This window comes from Leifsonia sp. NPDC056824 (assembly GCF_042789575.1).
In the GTDB taxonomy this organism is placed as follows: domain Bacteria; phylum Actinomycetota; class Actinomycetes; order Actinomycetales; family Microbacteriaceae; genus Leifsonia.
Genome location: NZ_JBHUAV010000001.1, coordinates 599,762 through 618,353, shown reverse-complemented (window position 1 = coordinate 618,353; position 18,592 = coordinate 599,762). Strand labels below are relative to the sequence as shown.

Here is an 18,592-nt window from a genome sequence, read left to right as displayed (position 1 = left end):
CAAGCGAAGCAGACCTGCCAGGGGAGAGCCTGAAGGTCTGCTGCGGAAACACATATTTCACCCGGCCCGCCTTCTGCCGAGTGGAAAGGTGCGCCCCGGCAGACGTACTGGACCCCGGGTGGCGGGCGCACTGTCCCTGCCGCCCGGGGTCCGCCCCACACACGCCGGGAAGACGGGGTGTCCGTGATCCACGCTCCGTCGCATCCAGCGTGCTGAAGGGAACAGTACGAGGCCTCGCGCATCTGGGGCAGGGGATTAACGCCGCGCTCCGATGGTGGTACGGACTGTCTACAGCTCCCCGCGCCGCGCGCCGGCCCAGAGGTCGACCCCCGCGTCGACGGCGAGCTCGTCGATGGCCGCGAGCTCCTCCGCCGTGAACTCCAGGGTGTCCAGCGCGCCGACGTTCTGCTCGAGCTGGGCGACACTGCTCGCGCCGATGACCAGCGAGGTGACCCGCGGGTCGCGCAGCGCCCAGGCCAGCGCGAGCTGGGCGAGCGACTGCCCACGGCGCTCGGCGATCGCGTTGAGTCCGCGCAGGCGCTCGACGGCCTCGTCGGTGAGCCAGTCCGCGTCGAACGACGTGCCGGCCGCGGCACGGGAGCCCTCCGGCACACCGTCCAGGTATTTGCCGGTCAGCATCCCCTGGGCCAGTGCGGTGAACCCGATGACGCCGACGCCGAGCTCGCCCGTGGCATCGAGCAGTCCCTCCGTCTCGATCCAGCGGTTCAGCATGGAGTAGCTCGGCTGGTGGATGAGCAGCGGCGTGCCGAGCTCGCGGAGGATCTCCGCGGCCCGCCTGGTGTCCTCCTCGCCGTAGGAGGAGATGCCGACGTAGAGCGCCTTGCCGCTGCGGACGGCGGTGTCGAGCGCCTGCATGGTCTCCTCGAGCGGCGTGCTCGGGTCGGGCCGGTGCGAGTAGAAGATGTCGACGTAGTCGAGGCCGAGCCGGGACAGCGACTGGTCCAGGCTGGCCAGCACGTACTTGCGGCTGCCGCCGCCCTGGCCGTACGGGCCGGGCCACATGTCCCAGCCGGCCTTCGACGAGACGATGAGCTCGTCGCGGTACGGCCGCAGGTCCTCCTGCAGGATGCGGCCGAAGTTGACCTCGGCGGCGCCGTACGGCGGGCCGTAGTTGTTGGCGAGGTCGAAGTGCGTGATCCCGAGGTCGAAGGCGCGGCGGACGATCGCGCGCTGGGTCTCGAACGGGCGGTCGTCGCCGAAGTTGTGCCAGAGCCCGAGCGACAGCGCGGGCAGGTCGAGACCGCTCCGACCGGTGCGGCGGTACGGCATTCGGTCGTAGCGGGACGGGTTCGGTACGTAGGTCATGTCACCAGCCTTGCCGACGGGAGCGGGTTCGTCCAACACGGGACGTCGATGCGATTGTTCCCCTGCACGGATGAGTCGATTGTCAAGGGGTCGGTGGCCGAATCCGGGACGCGGACAATCGTCACATGCAGGTGGACCCGCTTCACAGCAGCATCCGTCGCCCCGACCCCCTACGGGACGACGTCCAGGCCGCTCCCGTGCAATCCCCCGGCCGGGAGTGGCTGGGGCTCGGCGTTCTGCTCGCCGCCGTATCGCTCGCCGTCCTCGTCCCGCTGAGCGGGATGCAGGCGGGCGTCGCGCTCGGCGCCGCCGGGCTGGTGCTGCTGTTTCTTCTCGGGATGGGCGCCGCCCGCGCCGCCATCCCTTCCCTGCGGGTGCGGCTGATCGCGCTGGGACTGCTGTTCTGCGCGATGTCCGCTGCCTCGCTCGCCGGGGTGGTGCTGTCGGGGATCTCCGCGATCGGCTGAGGCCACCGCTAGCTTCGCGACGCCCTGCGCCGCATCCAGCCGACGATCGCGGTGATGATGAAGAAGACGATCCCGAGGATCGCCAGCCAGATCAGCCCCTTGATGGCGAAGCCGAGGATGACCAGGACGAGCCAGATCACGAGCAGGATGACAATCAGAGCAATCATGACCACACCGAACCCCCTGCACGCGGGTTCGTCAACGGGCCGGCCTCCGTGCCTGTGGGGATAGCATCCCCGGTATGCACGATGTCGTCGCCGCTCTGAGCGCGGTGCTCCCTCCCGCGTCGCTCCTCACGGAGCCCGCCGAGCTGGAGCGCTACCGGCACGACGACGCCGAGTGGGCGGACTCGGCCCTGCCCGCCGCTGTCGTCCTCGCCGCCTCCGCCGAGGAGGTCGCCGCGGCCGTGCGGGTCGCCGCCGAACGGGGCGTCTCCGTCGTGCCGCGCGGCGCGGGCACCGGCCTGTCCGGCGGGGCGAACGCGGTCGCAGGCTGCGTCGTCGTGTCGCTGGAGCGGATGACCGCCGTGCGCGAGGTGAACGTCGAGGAGCGGTACGCCGTCGTGGAGGCCGGCGTCATCAACGACGACCTCCGCCGTCACGTCGCCGCCTACGGCCTCTGGTACCCGCCGGACCCCGCCAGCCAGGCCATCAGCACGATCGGCGGCAACGTCGCCACCAACGCGGGCGGCATCTGCTGCGTGAAGTACGGCGTCACCCGGGACTACGTGCTCGGCATGACCGTGGTGCTCGCCGACGGCTCCATCGCCCGGCTCGGCCGCACGACAGCCAAGGGCGTCACCGGCTACGACCTGACCGCGCTGATGGTCGGCTCGGAGGGCACCCTCGGCATCGTGGTGGACGTGACCGTGAAGCTCCGGCCCATCGGCGGCCGGGAGGAGCGCGCCGTCATCGGCTATTTCCGCTCGCTCACCGACGCCGGCCGCGCGGTCGCCGCGGTCTCCGCCGCGGGGATCGTGCCCTCCGCGCTCGAGCTCATCGACCGGATGTGCCTGCACACCGTCGCCGAGTGGCAGGGCTGGAAGCTCCCGGAGCACGCGAACGCCCTCCTGCTCGCCTCGGTCGACGAGGTCGGCGCGTCCGGGGAGGAGCTCGCCGGCCGCGTCGCCGAGCTGTTCCTAGCCGCCGGTGGCGCGAACGTGGAGCGCGCGACCGACCCGGAGGAGGTCGCCCGTTTGTTCCTCGCCAGGCGGCTGGCCTACCCGTCGCTGGAACGGCTCGGCCCTGTGCTCACCGAGGACGTGTGCGTGCCGCGCTCGGCCGTGCCCGAGATGCTGGCGCGCATCGAGCGGATCGCGGCCGACGCCGATGTGGTGATCGCCAACATCGCGCACGCCGGCGACGGCAACCTGCACCCGCTGATCATCGCGCCGGAGGGCGACGACGCCGCCAAGGAGCGCGCGAAGGCGGCGTTCGACCTCATCGTGGAGTCGTGCCGCGAGCTCGGCGGCACGGTGACGGGCGAGCACGGCGTCGGCCTCCTCAAGCTGCACGGGGCGGCGGCGGAGTTGAGCCCCGTTGTGCTGCGCATGCATGCTGCCGTGAAGCACGCGCTCGACCCGCAGGGCATCCTCAACCCGGGGAAGGCATTCCCGGCGCCGGCCGCCGCATCCTGACCACCGAACCGAAAGGCGCCCCATGCCCTCCCTCACCGCCGACGACGGTGTCCGCCTCGACTACACCGAGTACGGCGACGCGGCCGGCCGTCCCGTCGTCCTGATCGCCGGCTTCAAGGCCCCGGCGACCACCTGGCGCTACCAGGTGCCCGCGTTCGCCGACGCCGGCTACCGCGTCCTCGCCGTCGACCTGCGCGGCCACGGGACCAGCGAGCACCCGGAGTACGGGGTGGACATGGCCCGCCGCGGCCGGGATGTGACCGCGGTGCTGGAGGGACTCGACCTCCGGGACGCCGTGCTGGTCGGCGGCTCGATGGGCGCGAACACGATCTGGTCCTTCCTCGCCCAGTCCGGCGCCGACCGCGTTGCCGCGGCGGTCTCCATCGACCAGACGCCCAAGATGCTCAACGACGACGGCTGGCCGTTCGGCTTCTACGGCTACGACGCCGCCAACCGCGACACCTACTTCGCGACGGGCATCCCGGAGACCGGCCACGGCACGCCGCTGGCGAAGCGCGGGCTGCGGCTGGTGCGCCTGATGACGGCGATGAAGGGGATGAACCGCGAGTTCACGCCGGGTGAGCTCGCGCTGCTGCACGACCACGCCGTCGCCGACTGGCGCCCGGCGATCGCCGCGGCCGGCATCCCGCTGCTGTTCGTCGCGGGCGCGGAGAGCGAGTACTGGCCGAGCGGGCACGCGGCGGCGTCGGCGGCGCTCGCCGCGGACGGGACGGCGGTCGTGCTCGACGACGACGGCCACGCGGCGAACATGGAGCAGCCGAAGGCGTTCAACCGGGCCGTCCTGGAGTGGCTCGGCGGGCGCTGATCCGACAGGTCAGGATGCCTTCCGGACTCGACAGAGCGCCGATCCGGGACTACTGTGCTCTGGGCTATGAGACGACTACCCATCGCGGCCGCCGGCGTCGCCCTCGCGCTCGGCCTCAGCGGCTGCGCAGGGGGAGCGACGTACTCGCAGGACACCGCCAGCACGCTGCAGCACGGGCTGCTGAGCGTGGTGACGGCCGCGGAGGGCAAGGACTACGCAGGAGCGCTGACCCAGCTCGCGGCGCTGCAGCAGAAGAACGACGCCGCCCTCAAGGCGGGGACCATCGCCGCGGACCGTCACGACGCGATCGCGAAGTCCATCGACGCCGTCAAAGGGGACCTCACCCACTTGCGAGACGCCGCGGAGAACGCCCAGCTCCAGCAGCAGCTCCAGCAACTCCAGCAGCAGCAGCCGGGGCCCGACAAGAAGGGCAAGGGCAAGAAGGGCGACGGGGGCGGTGACGGCGGATGAGCGCGACCCGTGAGCGGATCAGCGACCGCTACCTGCTGCTCGACCGCATCGGCGCCGGCGGCATGGCGGAGGTGTTCCGCGCCCACGACGAGCTCCTCGGCCGTGACGTCGCGCTGAAGGTGTTCCGCCGCGAGTTCGCCTCGGCCGACGACCTCCGACGCCAGCGTGCCGAGGTAAAGATTCTGGCGAACCTGTCGCACCCGTCGCTCGTCACGCTGTTCGACACCACGTCCGACGACGAGGGTCGCGGCGTCCTGGTGCTGGAGTTCGTCGACGGCACCGACGCACGGGCGCGCTTGAAGGACGGCCCGCTGCCCGAGGCGGCCGTGGCCGCGCTCGGTGTGGACATCGCCCGGGCGCTCGCCTACATCCACGGCAAGGGCGTCGTGCACCGCGACATCGCCCCGGCGAACATCCTGCTCCCCGGCGCCACTTCGTCCGGCGTGGCCGCGAAGCTCACCGACCTCGGCATCGCCCGCCTGGTCGACGACGCCAGGATCACCTCGACCGGCTTCGTGATCGGGACGGCGAGCTATCTGAGCCCCGAGCAGGCGGGCGGCCTGCCCGTGGGCCCGCCGAGCGACGTCTACTCCTTCGGCCTCGTCCTCCTGGAGTGCCTGACCGGCGAGCGCGAGTTCCCCGGCAGCGGCGTGGAGTCGGCGGCGGCCCGGCTCTCCCGTGATCCGGAGGTGCCGGAGACACTGGACCCCGAGTGGCGGCGCCTGATCCGGTCGATGGTGGCCCGCGAGCCCGGGCACCGGCCGACGGCGGACACGGTCGCCGAGCAGCTGGCCGCACTGCTGGCGCGGGGCGCGCCGGGCGGCGCTCCTGCTGCGACCGAGACACTCGAACGCACGCTCCTGCTGCCGCCGCCGGAGGGGGGCATCGCTGCGGAGGGGATCGCCGCCGGCGCGGGCGCGGCCGGCGAGGTCGATGCTGCGGAGACCGATGCTGCGGAGACCGAGGCGCTCCAGCCGACGGCGGCGACGACCGTGCTCCCGCGCACGCGCCAGGCGCCGATCGAGCGGCCCGCCGAAAAGCCGGCGAACGCGTCGCGGTCCTCGCGCCGTGTGCTCGGCCTCCGCAAACGGATGCTCGGCATCCTCATCGCCTGCGGAGCGCTCGTCCTCCTGGTGATCGCGATCGCCCTCGGCTCGATGGCGTCGGGCGGCCAGTCGTCCCCCGATCCGGTGAAGACCTATCCCGCGGTCGGCGGCACGCTCGGCGACCACCTCAAGCAGCTCGAGCACGACGTCTCGAACTCCGGCCCGTAGGCTGAACGACTCGGGCGTGGAGTTTCACGCCTAGATGGTGTCGTGTAATATTTGTCCGCTATGGCGGAGATTGAGATCAGACCCGACGACGCCCGCGCTGCGATGGCGAGGCTCGCGGCCGTCGCGGAGGCCGTCGACCATGATGCGGCCGTCTTCCGGTCGACGGGCGAGGAGCTGGCCTCCTCCGTGCGCCACGCCCCCATCGGGTGGGCGCTGACGGAGCTGGTCCAGGGCCTGGCGCCCGCCCCCTGCGACGCGGCCCTCCGGTTCCGGGAACTGGCGCGCACGGGCGCGGACGCCGTGGACGGCATGGTCGCGGTGGACGAGGACGGCGCCCGGATGATGGCCGCGATCCCGGCACCCGGGGTGGCCACATGATCCGCGAGGAGGACCTTCTCGACCTGACGATAGTGGACCCTTCCCGCGCCGCGGAGGCCGCCGTGCACTACCGGGACACCGCCGCGCGCCTGGTCGAGCACGCGCGCGAGGCGGAGAGTGCGCAAAGCCGGTTCGCCGAGAGCTTCCGGTCCCGGAGGCTGCCGGACACCGTGGCCCGGCTCGTGACTCCGGACCGGGCGGCGCTGGAGGCCGTCCACGCGACCACACAGGACCTCTGCCAGGTGACCGAGGCCGCGTATCACGCGCATCGCGACCTGGTGCGGCGGCGGGACGAACTACTCGACGCGGTGCAGCGGATGTACGCGTGGGAGCTCCCGCCCCTCCTCGAGGAGTGGATGGCCGCCAACGGAGGGATGCGCTACCCGGAGGTCGACGAGGTCCCCGCAGCGCTGGCGCGCGAGGAGAACGCACGCCGGGAGGTCGCCGCGTTCAACCGCGCCGCCGAGGAGTTCGCTGCCGAGTTCGAGCGGGCGATCCGGGCGCTCCACGCGACCGCGCGGGACCGGAGCGAGCGCCTCCGGGTGGTGACGGCCTCCACCTCGACAGTCTCGGCCGCGACGGCGCCCAGCTCGACACTGCCGGCCGCGAAGCTGACGGCGATGACTCCCGCGCAGGTGGTGGCGTGGTGGGCGGCGCTGACGCCGGCCGAGCGGCGAACTTACCTGAAGAAGCTCCCCGGGGTGATCGGCGGCCTCGACGGGGTGGATGCGGCGTCGCGTTCCGCGGCGAACCGCGCGGAGCTCGAACGGCTGCGCGCGAAGCTGAAGAAGATCGGGAAGGCTGACCCGGGCTACGAGGCCGCCCAGGTGAAACTGCGGGCGATCGAGGCGATCCGGAAGAAGCTCGGCAACAACCCCGAGAAGCTGAAACCGCCGCTGCAGTTGTTGCTGCTGGACCTGTCGGGAGTGAACCCGAAGGCGGCGATCGCGGTCGGGGATCTGGATACGGCCGACCATGTGACGTACAACGTGCCGGGGATGGGGACGACTGTGGCGAAGGATATCGGTGGGTGGACCAACGCGAGTAAGAACCTCTATTACCAGCAGCAGGACCTTGCACAGATTAGGGGAGGCTCGGCTCGCATTGCGGTGGTCGCGTGGATCGGTTACGACGTCCCGCAGGACTTCTTGGAGGTGAACAACAGTTCGGCCGCCCGGTCGGGCGGGAAGGCGTTGGCGGGAGCCTTGGAGGGGACGCTCGCCGCGCGGGAGTGGCCTTCTCGATCCGAGCACTTGTCCGTTGTCGGTTTCTCGTATGGGTCAGCGGTGGCCGGCCAGGCATTGAAGCAGGCGTCGGCCGGGGCGTTCGTGTCGGTCGGGTCCGCTGGTATCCCGACTGAAGTGGCCGGCCGAGTCCCGTATCGAGCTCCGCTGAACGTCCCCGACGGCGGGATCGCCTCGGGCCAAGCCAGCAGCGACACCGTCGCGACTCTGGGGAGGTTTTCCAGTGGGCGGGCCGATCCCTCCGAACATGGAGCCGTACCGTTCAGCACCGACGACGCCCGTACGCCCGAAGGGGAAACGACCGCGGGGACCACCGATCATGTTGCGACGGTGCACGCCAGCGACGCCACCAAGTACGGCTACTACGACCAGGGCACGACGTCGCTCTACAACATGGCCGCCCACACAACGGGCCACCCGGAGGCGGTCGCGAAATGAGCAAGCGCATGGCAATTACCGTTGCCGTCGTTTTGTCGGTTCTAACGCTCACAGGTTGCGCTTCGGCGCCCCCGACTGGAAGGGCAGTTCCTTTGATGACATCTACGTATCCGACTCCGGAAGAATCGCGAGCGACCACCTTGGAATTGTTCGAGGCAACCCGGGACTTGATCGGTGGGGCTGACTGGGAAATCCATGGCGACGGGTATGGGACCTGCACCCTCCCTGATGGGAGCGAGGGTGCCGAGTACGTTCGCCAGGATGGTGTCAGGGCGACGAACGACTCGGTAAGAGTGTCAAAGCAGATTGCGGAGTTCTGGGAATCCCGCGGCCACCACGGAGTTACGGTCAAGCTCTACCCCGACGGTGTCGGCTACGACGTCACCTATCCAATGGACGCGCAGCGGCTGTATCTGCACGCAAGCGTCACGGATTTCTCAGCCGTGATCCACATGTCCGGCGGTTGCATCCCCGGCGACGCCGACGAGCTGACCCACGCACTTGTGAGTTGATGACGGTGCTCACGTTTGGAGGCGAGCGTCGCTGGGCAGCGATCGCGATGCTTGTCATCGCCGTTCTAGAGCTCACCGGTTGCGCGTCGGCGCCCCCGACTGGAAAGGCAGTTTCTTCGATAACAGCTACATATCCGACTCCCGACGAATCGCGGGCGGCCACTTTGGAGTTGTTCGAGGCAACGCGGGAACTGATCGGTGGTACCGATTGGGAGATAGATGGCGAGTGGTACGGGACGTGCACGTTGCCTGATGGCAGCGCCGGAGCCAGATACATCCGTCAGGACGGTGTCTTTGTCACGATCGACTCAATGACGGTGGTGAAGCAGATTGCGGAGTTGTGGGAGTCTCGGGGGTATGGCGGAGTGACCGTCGAACGGAAACCATCGGGCAACGGTTTCGACATCACGTATCCGATGGACGCCGAGCGGGTGTTCCTTCAGGCTGGGATCACGGACTACTCGGCCGTGATCCACATGTCCGGCGGCTGCATCCCCGGCGACGCCGACGAGCTGACCCACGCCCTCGTGGAGTGACCCCCGGCTACCCGCCAGCACCCTCCCGCGCCATCCCCTGCACCGCAGCGTCCGCCTCTTCGACGATCGCCCGCATCGCCGCCTCCGCCCGCGCCCCGTCTCCCGCGCGCACCGCCCCGGCGACCTCCTCGTGGAGCCGGATGGCCTCCGGGTTGGCCGTGTGCGGCATCAGCGCGTGGTGCGTCCGGCCGGAGAGCGCCTCGACCACCGCGTTGCTGAGGGCGCGGAAGCCCGGGTTGCCCGAGGCCTCGAGCAGGATGCGGTGGAAGGCCTGGTCGTAGGCCAGATATTCGCCGTGGTCGGCCGCGCGCTGCGTCGATGCCATGCCGACGATGGCCTCGGTGAGCGCTCCGCACTGCTCCGGGGTCGCGCGGGCGCTGGCGAGGCGTGCGGCGACGGGTTCGATCGCCAGTCGCAGCTCGCTCAGGTTGCCGAGGGCGGCGAGGCGGTCGGGGCCGGAGAGGCGCCACGCGATGACCCGCGGGTCGAGGACGCGCCATTCGCTCGCGGGCTGGACGACCGTGCCGCGGCGCCGCCTGGCCTGCACGAGGCCGAGCGCCTCCAGCACCCGGATGCACTCCCGGAGGACGGTGCGGGAGATGCCGAGCCCTTCCGGGGTCAGCACCGATCCCGGCTCGATCTCGCCGGTGACGATGCGTCGGCCGACGGACTCGATGGCCAGCTCGTGGAGGGAGTCCGTGGGAGGCATCCCCTCATTATCGAGGATTCCTTACGTGCGATCAAACGCAACTTGGACGCGATTAATGCTTATGAAAACGATGGCAACTTCGCATTTACCTGATTTATCTGTAGGGTGGCCGAGCACACGTCCCATCACTGACCAAGGATGCTCATGATCACCGTCCTGTCCAGCGCGCTCCGCGTCGCCGCGGCCGCCGCGCCTCCCGCCCCCCATCCGGCCTCCTCCGAGCCGCAGCTGATCCTCGCCGCGGTCGTCGGCGTCGCCGTCATCGTGGTCCTCATCACCTGGCTGCGGATCCACCCGTTCCTCGCGCTGCTCCTCGGCTCGCTCGTCACCGGCCTGGTCGCCGGGATGCCCGCCGACGCCGCGACCACGAGCTTCATCACCGGCTTCGGGGCGACCTCGGGCAGCGTCGGCATCCTCATCGCGCTGGGCGCGATGTACGGCAAGCTGCTCGCCGACTCCGGCGGCGCCGACCGCATCGTCGACACGCTGGTGTCCCGCACGAGCGTCCGCGCCCTGCCCTGGGTGATGGGCCTCGTCGGTGCGATCATCGGCCTGCCGATGTTCTTCGAGATCGGCCTCGTGCTGCTCATGCCGGTGATCATCCTGGTCACCCGCCGGTCGAAGCTGCCGCTGATGCGCGTCGCGCTTCCGGCCATCGCCGGCCTGTCGGCCATGCACGGCCTGGTCCCGCCGCACCCCGGGCCGCTCGTGGCCATCGGCGCGCTCGGCGCGAACCTCGGCGTGACCCTCGCCTTCGGCGTGCTCGTGGCCATCCCGGTTATCATCCTCGCCGGCCCGGTGTTCAGCCGCTTCGCCGCCAAGTGGGTGCCGGTCGACGTCCCCGGCCTCTTCCTCGGCACCGAGGGCGACGACGAGCAGGACGCAGCGGAGAGGGGGCGCAAGCGCCCGTCGTTCGCGCTCGCCCTCATCAGCATCCTCCTTCCCGTCGTGCTCATGCTCGGCAAGGCGCTCGCCGACATCACCGCCTCGAAATCCACCGCCGAGTGGAAGCTGATCCTCGACTTCCTCGGAACACCCGCCATCGCGCTGACGATCGCCGTGCTCGCCGGCTTCTTCCTGCTCGGCATCCCGGCCGGCATGAACCGCACGTCGCTGCAGGCCAGCCTCACCTCGTCACTGCCTCCGATCGCCGGCATCCTGCTCATCGTCGGTGCAGGCGGCGGCTTCAAGCAGGTGCTCATCGACACCGGCATCGGCCAGGTCATCGCGTCCTTCGCTCACGGCAGCAACGGCATCGGCATCCTGCTGCTCGCCTGGTTCATCGCGGCGCTCATCCGCGTCGCCACCGGTTCGGCGACGGTCGCCACGGTCACCGCGGCCGGCATCATGGTGCCGCTCGCCGCCCACCTCTCGACCCCGATGGTGTCGCTGCTGGTGCTCGCGATCGGCTCCGGCTCGCTGTTCCTCTCGCACGTCAACGACGCCGGGTTCTGGCTGGTCAAGGAGTACCTGGGCCTCAGCGTCCCGCAGACGCTGCGCAGCTGGACCGTCCTGGAGTGCATCGCCTCGGTCGTCGGCCTCGCCGGGACGCTGGTGATCGCGCTCGTCATCGGAGGCTGACATGACCGCGAGCCAGGCGGGCACCGATGTGGTGCCGAGCACGATCGTCGTCATGGGTGTCGCGGGCTGCGGCAAGTCCACCGTCGCAGCCCTCCTCGCCGACCGGCTGGGCTGGGAGCTGCTGGAGGGCGACAGCCTCCACCCCGCCCGCAACGTCGAGCGCATGAGCGCCGGCGTCCCGCTCGACGACGCCGACCGTGCTCCCTGGCTCGCGGCCATCGCGGACCGCGTCCGCGACGGCGCCGCGGCCGGGCGCCCGCTGGTGGTCGCCTGCTCGGCGCTCGCCCGACGCTACCGCGACGTCCTCCGCGGGAAGGGCGTGGTCTTCGCCTACCTGTCCGGCACGCGCGAACTGCTCGAGAGCCGCATCGCCGCGCGCAGCGGCCATTTCATGAAGCCGGGGATGCTGGACTCCCAGCTCCGCACCCTCGAGCCGCCGCAGCCGGACGAGGCGGCCGTGACGGTCGACGTCGCCGCCGAGCCGGAGGCGATCGTCGCCGGCATCCTCAGCGCGCTGGGTCTGGTGGCGGCGGCCGCCTGAACACCCAGTCGACCGTCCCGCGCCAGGTCGTGCGCAGCTCGCGGCCGCGCCGCCACTCCCGCCAGGTCAGCCAGATGATGACCGCGTCGAGCACCGTCAGGACCGCCACCCCCACGGAGGGCTTCGTCACCAGCTCGTACAGCTGGAAGATCAGGAACACGCCCAGCGCCGCCATCGCCCACGGGTAGACCCGGCGCGAGCCGACCAGCAGCGCGACCACGATCGTCAGCTTCACCACGCCGTGCAGCAGCAGGTACGCGGCCACGAACAACACGCCGCCGGCGTGGAGGCGGGCTGTGCCGTGGACGATCAGGTTGGCGATGAGGTCGTGCGGGTCCTCCGACAGCTCCTCGGCCGTCACCCGGTTCGCGGCGCTCAGCAGCGTGGCCGGGGTCGCGAACAGCAGCAGGAACCCGCCCACCAGCTCCACCAGGCCGTCGAGTCCTTTGAACAGCACGCCAACGAGGAACACCAGGTCGAGCACCCGTTCCCGCATCGCGTCCTCCCGGGCCGCATGCTACCCGGCATGACCCCTGATCTGGGTGCGCGGGAATTCTTGTCCTCCAATATGAGGACCCACTATTGTCCGAAGTGGGCCGACGTGACCTACCCGACAATCTGGTCGCGGGTGGCCTACCGAGTGGAACCCGACCCTCCCCTCGTGCACCACCTCTCCGGGAGACCGGAGGGCTTCAGCTCGAACGTCGACCTAGCGACGTCGGGGCCGTAACACCCGTGCGTCATCGCCCGGGTGCTCACCCCTGCGCTGCCCGGACGATGTCACGGACAGATTGTGAGCACGTCCCCATGAACAGGTTCGCCAAGGGCGCGATCGCCGGCGCAGCCGGTATCCTCCTTCTCCTCAGCGGCGCGGGCACCTTCGCGCTGTGGAACGGCTCGGCCAGCGCCGCGGCCGGCTCCGTCCAGTCCGGAACGATGACCATCGCGGCCGACGCCGCGGCGGGCACCTGGAGCGTAACCCACGGCTCCGGCTCGGCCACCGCGATCCCGAACATCGCGAACTTCCGCGCCGTCCCCGGCGACGTCCTGACCTTCACGCAGAAGGTGGACGTCACCGCCACTGGCGACAACCTCTCCGCGGTGCTCAGCATCGACCCGATGTCGATCAAGGCCGGAGACGCCTCCCCGGCCAGCGCCGCCCTGGTCACGGCGCTCACGAGCGGGATGACCGTCGTCGTCGGTGCGCCGCTGCCGACCGGCGTCACCGCAGGGTCCGCCGCGAACACCTACACCGTCAGCGGGACCACCGGCACCAAGGTGCTGACCGTCTCCGTGGCGCTGCCGTTCGACTCCACGACGACCGGCACGGTCGCGCAGGGCGGCACCGTCGACCTGAGCGCGCTCGGGTTCAAGCTGGCCCAGCAGTAACCCACGCGGGCCAGCGCACGAGCGGAGCCGGGGGGAGGTGCGAAGAGACATGAAACGCTTCGCCCTCCCCCTGACCGCCGTCGGCGCGGCCCTGGTCACGTTCCTGCTGATGCCGGGAGCCGGCACCTACGCGCTGTGGAACGGTGTCGCCGCCACGAAGGCCGGAGCGATCACCGCCGCCACCGTCTCGGCGACCGTGACCATCCCGCAGCCGTTCGACTCCGTCTTCAGGACCGGCCACACCGCCACGACCGGCGGCGTGGTCGTCACCAACACCGGGAACGTCGGCACCACCTTCAGCTCGTCGCTCGGGCTGGCGGCCGGGACGTCGTCCGCGCTGGCAGCCGTCGTCGCGGTGAGCGTCTGGCCGGTCGCGTCGGCCTCCGCGTGCACGGCGGCCGCCGTCATCCCCGCGGGCGCCGTCACCGGGACACTCGCGACGCTCGCCACCGCAGCGCCCACCACCGGAACGCTCGCCGCCGGTGCGTCCTACGCCTTCTGCGTCCGGGAGTCGATGGACGTGACCTCGGCGCACGGCATCGCCAGCGGGTCCGTCGTGAACCCCCTCTTCACCGCCACCGTGACCGCGGGGACGGTGTGGTCCAGCACCGCCTCCGCCGGCCTCGCGCAGACCTTCGTCGACGACATCGCGCCCTCGGCGCCGACCGGGCTGGCCGCCAGCCCCGGCACGTTCGCCTCCGTCGCGCTCTCCTGGACGGCGGCGACCGACAACGTCGGCGTCGTGGCCTACGACGTCTACCGCTCCGGGACCACCGCGCCGATCGGCTCGACCGCCGCCACGTCCTTCACCGACACGGGAGCCGCACCGAACACCTCCTACACGTACTCCGTCGTCGCTCGTGACGCCGTGGGGCTCACCTCCCCGGCCGCGACCGTGCTCGACGACCGGACCGCGCCGGGCACGCCGACGCTGACTCTGACCGGCACGACGGGCTCGAGCGCCTCGCTGTCGTTCTCGGCGACCGACAACGTCGGCGTGAGCGCGTACACGATCTACCGCGACGGCACGGCGATCGCGACGGTGGGCGGCGCGACCACGACGTACACCGACACCGGCCTGGCGACCGGCGTGCACCGCTACACCGTGACGGCCTCCGACGCCGCCGGGAACGTCTCCACGCCTTCCGCAGCGGTGTCGGCCGCGGGCTCCTACAGCTCCGGCTCCTGGTATCAGCTCGTGAACGTGGCGACCGGCCAGTGCGTGACCGTCCCCTCGGCGATCGCGAACGGGAGCGTGCTGACCCAGTCGGCGTGCGCCAGCCCGGCCAGCGGCAGCCAGGAGTGGCTCCTCACCACCTCCTCCGGGACGACGGCGACCGTGACCTCCGCCCTCCCGTCGCTGTCGAGCGGCCAGTACATCTGGGCCGGTTCCCGGACCGCGCCCGTTGCGGTGACCTCCTCGCGGACGGCCACGAACGGCTCGACGCTCTGGACGTTCACGGTGCAGGCCGACGGGTCCTTCACCACCGCCAACACGATCACCGGCGACAACGGCAACGGGAACGGCAACGGCTACGGCAACACGACGACCCTGTGCGCCACCGCCGCGGCGGCCGGCGGAGGCCAGCTCACCACCACGACGTGCACGGCGGGCGCTTCGACCCAGTCCTTCTTCCTCAGGCAGGTGACACCGTGAGCGAAACCGAACCGCGACCGACCAGGTCGCTGCTGCAGTATGTCGTCACCGGCCTCAGCGTCGGCCTGCTCGGCCTGGTGCTGTTCGTCGCGGCCGTGGTGATCGTCATCCCGCGGGCCGCCGGCGCCACCCCGGTGACCGTGCTGACCTCCTCGATGGAGCCGTCCCTGCCGCCGGGGACGCTCGTCGTGGTGAAGCCGAAGGCCGTCCACGATATCCACGTCGGAGACGTGATGACCTACCAGATCCGGTCGGGCGACCCGGCCGTCATCTCGCACCGGGTGATCGCGATCGCGACCTCCACCACGAACGGCATGACCTTCACGACGAAGGGCGACAACAACGCGGAGGCCGACCCTCCCGTGGTGCCCGCGCAGGTGCGTGGTGTGGTCTGGTACAGCGTCCCGCTGATCGGCTACGTCAACAGCGCGCTCGACCAGAGCCAGCGCTCCTGGGTGCTGCCGGCGGTCGGCGTGCTGCTGATCCTCTACGCGGCGTGGATGTTCCTGCGTGGCACGGCCTCGTCGGTCCGGCGGCGGGCCTCGCGCGCCGCGGACGGGGAGGAACCGTCCACTCTGTGAGCCCCGCCGCGACGACGAGTTGACGTTCGTCCACCTGAGGGAGACGATCGGCTGGACGGTGACGGTTCCGCCACCTCCCCGACGGAACGACGGAGGACTCCCGATGACCACCACGCCAGCAGGGCCGGCCGTCGAGGGCATCGCCCGCGCCGCCGCCGCTGTCCTCCGCCGCAACGACGCGGGCACGATGACCCGCGCCGCGCCCGGCCTGTACCCGCACATGTGGAGCTGGGACTCCGCCTTCATCGCGATCGGGCTGGCGCGGTTCGACGTGCCGCGCGCGATCCGCGAGCTGCAGACCCTCCTCGACGCGCAGTGGTCGACCGGGATGATCCCGCACATCGTCTTCAACCCGGACGAGCCGGGCTACTTCCCGGACTTCGCCCGGTGGGGGACCGAACGCGCGGCTGCGCGACCCGCCGGCGTGCAGACCAGCGGGATCTGCCAGCCACCCGTGCACTCGATCGCGGTGCGGCACATCCTCGACCGGGGCCGCGAGCGCGGTGGAGCGGACGAGGCCGCGGCGGAGGAGTTCGCGCGCGGCTCGCTCGACGCGTGGACCGCCTGGCACCACTGGCTGGCGTCGGTCCGCGACCCCGACCGGTCCGGGCTGGTGGAGATCCACCACAGCTGGGAGTCCGGCTTCGACAACTCGCCGCGCTGGGACGCCGCGTACGCCCGCATCCACCCGGGCGAGGTGCCGCCCTTCCAGCGCCGCGACACGTTGCACGTCGCCGACGCGAGCGAGCGCCCGACGAACGAGGAGTACACCCGCTACCTCTGGCTGGTCGAGCAACTGAAGTCGGTCGACTACGACGACGCGGCCGCGCTGGACGTCGTCGACTTCCGGGTGAAGGACGTCTTCTTCTCCGCCGTCCTCGCCGTCGCGAGCGACGTCCTGGCCGACCTCGCCGACGAGTTCTGCCGCACCGACCTCGTGCCGGGCCTCCGCGACATCGCCGACCGGTTCCGCCTCGGCGTGCGCTCCACCATCGACCCGGCGACGCAGCTCGCGCGCGACTTCGACGTGCGCGCGGGCGAGTGGATCGGCGCCGAGACGATCGCCGGGTTCGCCCCGCTGTTCGCGGGCACCTCGGCCGGGATCGCGTCCGGTCAGACCGCGCTGCTGCGCGGCGAGCGTTGGATGGGCGACCCCCGCCTGCGCTTCCCGCTGCCGCCGTCGACGTCCCCGGCGAGCCCGGCCTTCCGGCCGTCGACCTACTGGCGCGGCCCGACCTGGCCGTTCCTCACCCTCCTGCTGGGTTGGGCGGTCGACCGGCACGGCGACCCGGAACTCGCGGCCGACCTCCGCACGGCCTCCCTCGCCCAGCTCGCCGACCTCGCGTTCGGCGAGTACTACCAGCCGTTCACCGGGGAGCCGCTGGGCAGCCACGACCAGTCGTGGACAGCGGCCGCGGCGTTGGAGTGGGCCGGACAGCTCGGCGTCGCGGCGGGATAGCGCTCCGCCCCGAACTGGGGTGCGATCGGCGCTGGATCGTTTGGTGTTTCACATATTCAGGCAGTGCATGTCTTCGGGTCGATCCGCTATTTTCTGGGTGTGAATCACGAACCGGGCCCGCGCGCTCTCCCGACCGAGGGGTCGCTTCGACGGCCTCGCCGGTCGCACGGCGTCGCGATCCGGCACGGCCGTCTGCCCCGGCGGAGGCCGCGGACCTTTATCGTGCGGTTCCTCGTCGCGCTGGTGACGGTCGGCATGGTGAGCACGGCGAGCGTCGCCGCGTACGCGGTGCTCGACACCGTGCGCTCGATCAAACCCGGCATCCACCTGGTCACCGCGAAGGGCAAGTCGCTGACCGCGCAGAACGTCGCGACCGTCGGCGCCGAGAGCGGGGCGGTGAACATCCTCCTCGCCGGCACGGACACCCGCACCGGGCAGGGCGGCCAGTTCAACACACAGGACGAGCTCTCGGGCAGCTCCGGGGCCGGCAGCAACGACGTGACGATGGTGCTGCACGTCTCCTCCGACCACCAGCACGCCGAGGTGATCTCGATCCCGCGCGACCTGATGGTGCCGATCCCCGAGTGCCCCGGCCCGAACGGCGGCACCGTTCCCGCCACCGATCAGGCGATGTTCAACACGACGCTCTCCCGCGGCGGGCTCTCCTGCATCGTCCTGACGGCGGAGGCGCTGACCGGTCTGACCATCAGCGACGCCGCACTGATCAGCTTCGACGGCGTGATCGCGATGTCCAACGCGGTCGGCGGCGTGACCGTGTGCCTCGCGACGCCGCTGGACGACCCGTACGTCGGCCTGAACCTCCCGGCCGGCACGCAGACCCTGGTGGGTGCCCAGGCGCTCGCGTTCGTCCGCAGTCGTCACGGCATCGGCGACGGCAGCGACCTGGGCCGGATCAGCAACCAGCAGCTCTTCCTCTCCGCGCTGCTGCGCACGATGACGAGCGCCGGGGTCCTCAGCAACCCGATCACGCTCTACCAGCTCGCCCACGCCGCGGTCACCAACGTGCAGCTCTCGGACACGCTGACCCAGCCGACCACCCTGGTCTCGCTGGCGCTGACGCTTAAGACAGTCAGCCTCTCGAACATCGTCTTCCTGCAGTATCCGGCCGCCGCCGACCCGGACGACCCGAACCGCGTGGTCCCCGCGACCTACGCGGCGAGGGTGCTCAAGAGCGCGCTCCAGAATGATGCGCCCGTCACTCTCACTGGGACGCTCGGCTCCGGGACGGTCGCGGCGCCCGGTGCGACGCCGGCTCCGACCGTTACGGCCGCACCGACGCCGACCGCACCGACCACGGCCGCTGCGCCGACGCCGGCGCCGACGGGCACGGCGGCCGTTCCGACGCCCGCTCCGACGTCCACGGACGTCGCCCTGCCCTCCTCGGTCACCGGCCAGACGGCGGCGCAGCAGACCTGCACGAAGGGGAACTGACCGCCGCGATTCGTGGCGGAATTAGGATGTGGGGGGGGCCGAGTAGTCCTTGGGGCGGGGAGTTGGGGGGGGGTAGGCCGTGTAGGCGGGGGGGGGGGGGCCGGTGGTTGTGGAG

General features: G+C 71.0%; 20 protein-coding genes. 16 read left to right on the top strand and 4 right to left on the bottom strand.

The features are described 5' to 3' along the window. Nucleotides 1-288: 288 nt before the first annotated feature. Nucleotides 289-1,326, bottom strand: a complete 1,038-nt coding sequence (gene mgrA, locus ACFRFH_RS03155) for an L-glyceraldehyde 3-phosphate reductase (RefSeq protein ID WP_382461555.1) — start codon at nt 1,324-1,326, stop codon at nt 289-291. A 125-nt stretch (nt 1,327-1,451) separates the two neighbouring features. Here mgrA and ACFRFH_RS03150 point away from each other — a divergent pair, with 125 nt between their 5' ends. Beyond that, nucleotides 1,452-1,793: a hypothetical protein gene (locus ACFRFH_RS03150; protein ID WP_382461554.1), complete on the top strand. Its 342-nt coding sequence runs from the start codon at nt 1,452-1,454 to the stop codon at nt 1,791-1,793. Between the two features lie 8 nt (nt 1,794-1,801). Here the strand turns inward: ACFRFH_RS03150 and ACFRFH_RS03145 are convergent, their stop codons facing one another. Next, nucleotides 1,802-1,960, bottom strand: a complete 159-nt coding sequence (locus tag ACFRFH_RS03145) for a hypothetical protein (protein ID WP_382461553.1) — start codon at nt 1,958-1,960, stop codon at nt 1,802-1,804. Between the two features lie 74 nt (nt 1,961-2,034). Here ACFRFH_RS03145 and ACFRFH_RS03140 point away from each other — a divergent pair, with 74 nt between their 5' ends. The 8 genes from ACFRFH_RS03140 to ACFRFH_RS03105 all read left to right on the top strand — a co-directional run bounded on the left by ACFRFH_RS03140 (nt 2,035) and on the right by ACFRFH_RS03105 (nt 9,108). Then, the gene (locus ACFRFH_RS03140; RefSeq protein ID WP_382461552.1) at nt 2,035-3,429 is read left to right on the top strand and encodes an FAD-binding oxidoreductase; all 1,395 of its coding nucleotides are present in this window, start codon (nt 2,035-2,037) and stop codon (nt 3,427-3,429) included. 22 nt (nt 3,430-3,451) lie between these two features. After that, entirely contained in the window at nt 3,452-4,255 is an 804-nt protein-coding gene (locus ACFRFH_RS03135; RefSeq protein ID WP_382461551.1) for an alpha/beta fold hydrolase, read from the top strand. 66 nt (nt 4,256-4,321) lie between these two features. Then, nucleotides 4,322-4,726, top strand: coding sequence for a hypothetical protein (locus tag ACFRFH_RS03130; RefSeq protein WP_382461550.1), 405 nt, complete (start codon nt 4,322-4,324; stop codon nt 4,724-4,726). Then, nucleotides 4,723-6,000: a serine/threonine-protein kinase gene (locus tag ACFRFH_RS03125; protein WP_382461549.1), complete on the top strand. Its 1,278-nt coding sequence runs from the start codon at nt 4,723-4,725 to the stop codon at nt 5,998-6,000. Before ACFRFH_RS03130 ends, ACFRFH_RS03125 begins: the two co-directional genes overlap by 4 nt. Before the next feature lie 60 nt (nt 6,001-6,060). After that, nucleotides 6,061-6,378, top strand: coding sequence for a hypothetical protein (locus ACFRFH_RS03120; RefSeq protein WP_382461548.1), 318 nt, complete (start codon nt 6,061-6,063; stop codon nt 6,376-6,378). Further along, the gene (locus ACFRFH_RS03115) at nt 6,375-8,060 is read left to right on the top strand and encodes an alpha/beta hydrolase (protein WP_382461547.1); all 1,686 of its coding nucleotides are present in this window, start codon (nt 6,375-6,377) and stop codon (nt 8,058-8,060) included. Before ACFRFH_RS03120 ends, ACFRFH_RS03115 begins: the two co-directional genes overlap by 4 nt. Nucleotides 8,061-8,200: 140 nt before the next feature. After that, nucleotides 8,201-8,572 carry a hypothetical protein gene (locus ACFRFH_RS03110; RefSeq protein WP_382461546.1) on the top strand — a complete coding sequence of 124 codons (372 nt, stop codon included), beginning with the start codon at nt 8,201-8,203 and terminating at the stop codon, nt 8,570-8,572. Next, complete coding sequence (locus ACFRFH_RS03105; RefSeq protein ID WP_382461545.1) at nt 8,572-9,108, top strand: hypothetical protein; 537 nt, start codon at nt 8,572-8,574, stop codon at nt 9,106-9,108. Before ACFRFH_RS03110 ends, ACFRFH_RS03105 begins: the two co-directional genes overlap by 1 nt. A 7-nt stretch (nt 9,109-9,115) precedes the next feature. On the opposite strand, the gene ACFRFH_RS03100 is transcribed toward ACFRFH_RS03105, so the two are convergent. Then, nucleotides 9,116-9,817, bottom strand: a complete 702-nt coding sequence (locus tag ACFRFH_RS03100; RefSeq protein ID WP_382461544.1) for a FadR/GntR family transcriptional regulator — start codon at nt 9,815-9,817, stop codon at nt 9,116-9,118. A gap of 144 nt (nt 9,818-9,961) precedes the next feature. Here ACFRFH_RS03100 and ACFRFH_RS03095 point away from each other — a divergent pair, with 144 nt between their 5' ends. Continuing rightward, a complete protein-coding gene (locus ACFRFH_RS03095; RefSeq protein WP_382461543.1) occupies nt 9,962-11,398 on the top strand; it encodes a GntP family permease in 1,437 nt (478 codons plus the stop codon). Between the two features lies 1 nt (nt 11,399). Further along, nucleotides 11,400-11,939, top strand: coding sequence for a gluconokinase (locus tag ACFRFH_RS03090; protein WP_382461542.1), 540 nt, complete (start codon nt 11,400-11,402; stop codon nt 11,937-11,939). Here the strand turns inward: ACFRFH_RS03090 and ACFRFH_RS03085 are convergent. Next, the gene (locus tag ACFRFH_RS03085; RefSeq protein ID WP_382461541.1) at nt 11,905-12,435 is read right to left on the bottom strand and encodes a DUF2127 domain-containing protein; all 531 of its coding nucleotides are present in this window, start codon (nt 12,433-12,435) and stop codon (nt 11,905-11,907) included. The genes ACFRFH_RS03090 and ACFRFH_RS03085 overlap by 35 nt on opposite strands. A gap of 311 nt (nt 12,436-12,746) precedes the next feature. On the opposite strand from ACFRFH_RS03085, the gene ACFRFH_RS03080 reads away from it, so the two are divergent. The 5 genes from ACFRFH_RS03080 to ACFRFH_RS03060 all read left to right on the top strand — a co-directional run bounded on the left by ACFRFH_RS03080 (nt 12,747) and on the right by ACFRFH_RS03060 (nt 18,477). Beyond that, the gene (locus ACFRFH_RS03080; RefSeq protein WP_382461540.1) at nt 12,747-13,328 is read left to right on the top strand and encodes an alternate-type signal peptide domain-containing protein; all 582 of its coding nucleotides are present in this window, start codon (nt 12,747-12,749) and stop codon (nt 13,326-13,328) included. A gap of 49 nt (nt 13,329-13,377) precedes the next feature. Then, complete coding sequence (locus ACFRFH_RS03075) at nt 13,378-14,985, top strand: fibronectin type III domain-containing protein (protein WP_382461539.1); 1,608 nt, start codon at nt 13,378-13,380, stop codon at nt 14,983-14,985. Then, nucleotides 14,982-15,566 (top strand): signal peptidase I, encoded by a 585-nt coding sequence (locus ACFRFH_RS03070; protein ID WP_382461538.1) that lies wholly within the window; start codon nt 14,982-14,984, stop codon nt 15,564-15,566. Before ACFRFH_RS03075 ends, ACFRFH_RS03070 begins: the two co-directional genes overlap by 4 nt. Before the next feature lie 103 nt (nt 15,567-15,669). Further along, nucleotides 15,670-17,025 carry a glycogen debranching protein gene (locus ACFRFH_RS03065; protein ID WP_382461537.1) on the top strand — a complete coding sequence of 452 codons (1,356 nt, stop codon included), beginning with the start codon at nt 15,670-15,672 and terminating at the stop codon, nt 17,023-17,025. 222 nt (nt 17,026-17,247) lie between these two features. Next, nucleotides 17,248-18,477 carry an LCP family protein gene (locus ACFRFH_RS03060; protein ID WP_382461536.1) on the top strand — a complete coding sequence of 410 codons (1,230 nt, stop codon included), beginning with the start codon at nt 17,248-17,250 and terminating at the stop codon, nt 18,475-18,477. The last annotated feature ends 115 nt before the right edge of the window (nt 18,478-18,592 follow it).